Below are 2,681 nucleotides of genomic sequence, written 5' to 3' on the forward strand. Positions count from 1 at the left end.
ACTTAAACAAAATAAATACTTAAAATTAAGTAGTACACTAAATGCATATGGCATATTTAATTTATATTTATAAGGATATTCTGAAAAAATCCATTAAACTCTAAATTATGAACAAAATCTTACTATTTTTTTCAATTTCAGTGCTTTTTTGTATTAATGTTAATGGACAAAAAAATCAGAATGATATAGATGATAAGTTAAAAGAAAATCTTGAAGTTCCTAGAGAAATAGCTTATCTGCATTTGAACAAATCGACCTACTTAAAAGGAGAACAAATAGCATTTTCTGCTTACGTTTTGAATAAGTACAACCTTAAAGCATCAAAAGAAACAACTAATCTCTATGTCCAGATTAAGGATGCTGATGAAAAGGTCATTAAGGAGAAGCTTCTTCTGGTCCAAGATGGTGTTTCTTCAAACACAATTAGAGTAGATTCATTATTTACATCAGGAAATTATACCATTAGCGCATTTACAAATTGGATGCGAAACTTTGAGGAACAAAATTATTTTGTGGAGAACATTAAGGTTATTGAATTTGATGATAACGAAGAAGGCTATGTTGACAAAAATTCAAATGATTTAGATATTCAATTTTTACCAGAAAGTGGTCACTTATTAAACGGGGTATTAAATACCGTAGGAGTAATCGCTAAAAAAGAGAGTGGGCTTGGTATAGCAAATGCAGATTTACGAATTATAGACGATCAAAACAAAGAATTGGCACGTTTTAGACTTAATGATTTTGGTATTGGAAAATTTTCTTTTATCCCTAAAATAGGAACGATTTATAAGGCGGAGATTTCCTACGACGGGGTGCCGTCAAGGGTTTTAACCATGGGTATACCTATTGAAAAAAATGGCATTATTCTTTCTGCCGTAACAACTCAGGATGAACTTAGACTTTTAGTAAAAACTAATCGCGAGAGCGCCAAGACCTTTAAAAATAAGTCGTTTTCCTTAATACACCACACCTTGAAGGGTAGTAGGGTTTACGATCTCAATTTTGAAAAAAATCTTTCCAATTCTTTTCTTTTTAACCTTAAGGAATTTAAACCTGGTATGAATATACTCACCTTAGTTGACCCTGATAAAAAAGTGATAGCGGAGCGTATATTTTTTAATTATAATAACCTTCCAATAACTACATTCAGTAGTCCAAAAATCAAGGCTTCGTTAGATTCATTAGAAATACAGATGAAGCCTAAGATGGCACTAGACAGCATAAAGGTGAGTGTCTCTGTTTTACCAAAAAATTCAATTGCCAATCAACATAATCATTCAATCACGTCTTATCTCTTGCTACAACCCTATATTAGGGGTGTAGTTCAACAGGCTGATTGGTATTTTAATGCGATTGATAAGCACAAAATACAAGAACTCGACAAGCTATTAATCACTCAAGGATGGAGCGCGTATGACTGGGGTTCCATTTTTAATTCCGATTTTGAGATTCGTTATAAATCTGAAAATTTATTGGAGTTTGAGGCAACCTTAAATAAACCTACAGGCGAAAATCAGGAATTTCTGATTCATGCAAGTAACTCCAGCTCGCCTCAGGTTGTCAAGATCCCTGCAAACAAAAAATCTTTCATTATAAATAATTTTTTCCATTTTGAAGATGATGAACTTGCTATTTCTAAAATGCAAGGGAACCAATTACTCCCTGCTAATCTATACTTAAGATTTTCGCCAAATACTTACCCTGATTTTAAGACAAATGCTCCTTTTGTTCAACCTAAAGTAGAAAAGACCTCATTAAATTATACTCAAGATCAACCTCAAGTTTTATTTGGAAAAGATAGAGAAGTACTCGATGAAGTTGTACTAGAAAAAAGGGTAGATAAAGTAAAGGAACGCGAGCGTGAACTAGGTGCTGAAAAATGGGGCAGGGTTAGTGTTTTAGATTACGACGATATCACACTTTTTCGAACCCTAGCTAGATACCTAGATTCCAAAGTAGGAATTAGTGCCAATGAAAATGGAGGGGACTTATTGGTGGAACTAAGATTTCAAAATTCTTTAGGAACACCGGCTGGGTTAGAGGGTGGAGGGCCAGGAGGTCCTGCCAATTCGAAAGGTATGCAGTTGTACCTAGACGATGTTCCTGTACCTACTTCTTTTTTTGCTTTTTATCCTCTAGATAACGTAGATTATGTTGAAATAAATCGCAGAGCTTTTGGAGGGGGCTTTTTGGATGTTAATGGAAGTGTAAGAGTATACTCTAGATTTACGTCAGTTTTTGACTCCTCTAAAACTGGAAATCCTCAGAAGTTTAACTATCCCGTAGCCTTTAGCCAACAAAAACAGTATTATGTCCCCAAATCTGAAAGTTACACGAGTGATTTCTACCAAAATTATGGAGTAGTTGATTGGAAGCCCCTTCTCAAATTAAATGCAGCAGGAGAAATCTCATTCAAAATTAAAAAACCTCAGGTAGATTATCAACTCATTATTCAAGGGATATCCTCAAACGGTACTTTAATACAAGACGTACAACAAATAAATGTAGAGAAATAATATTAATAATTTTGAATAGGATTCACCACACCTAAAAGTACAGAATATTAAATCCAAAAACTCTCTTATTTTTGAACTTAAAAAAATGAAAAAGTAGTGGGGTTTTGGCAATATTATTCGACCCTAGAGAAGTAGAAAATTTAAAGAAGCATATTCTGTTCT

General features: G+C 33.6%; 1 protein-coding gene. It reads left to right on the top strand.

The features are described from left to right. Window positions 1-107: 107 nt before the first annotated feature. Window positions 108-2,519, top strand: coding sequence for a hypothetical protein (locus PGOND44_RS14805; protein ID WP_003446007.1), 2,412 nt, complete (start codon window positions 108-110; stop codon window positions 2,517-2,519). The last annotated feature ends 162 nt before the right edge of the window (window positions 2,520-2,681 follow it).

It is taken from the genome of Psychroflexus gondwanensis ACAM 44, assembly GCF_000355905.1.
In the GTDB taxonomy this organism is placed as follows: Bacteria; Bacteroidota; Bacteroidia; order Flavobacteriales; family Flavobacteriaceae; genus Psychroflexus; species Psychroflexus gondwanensis.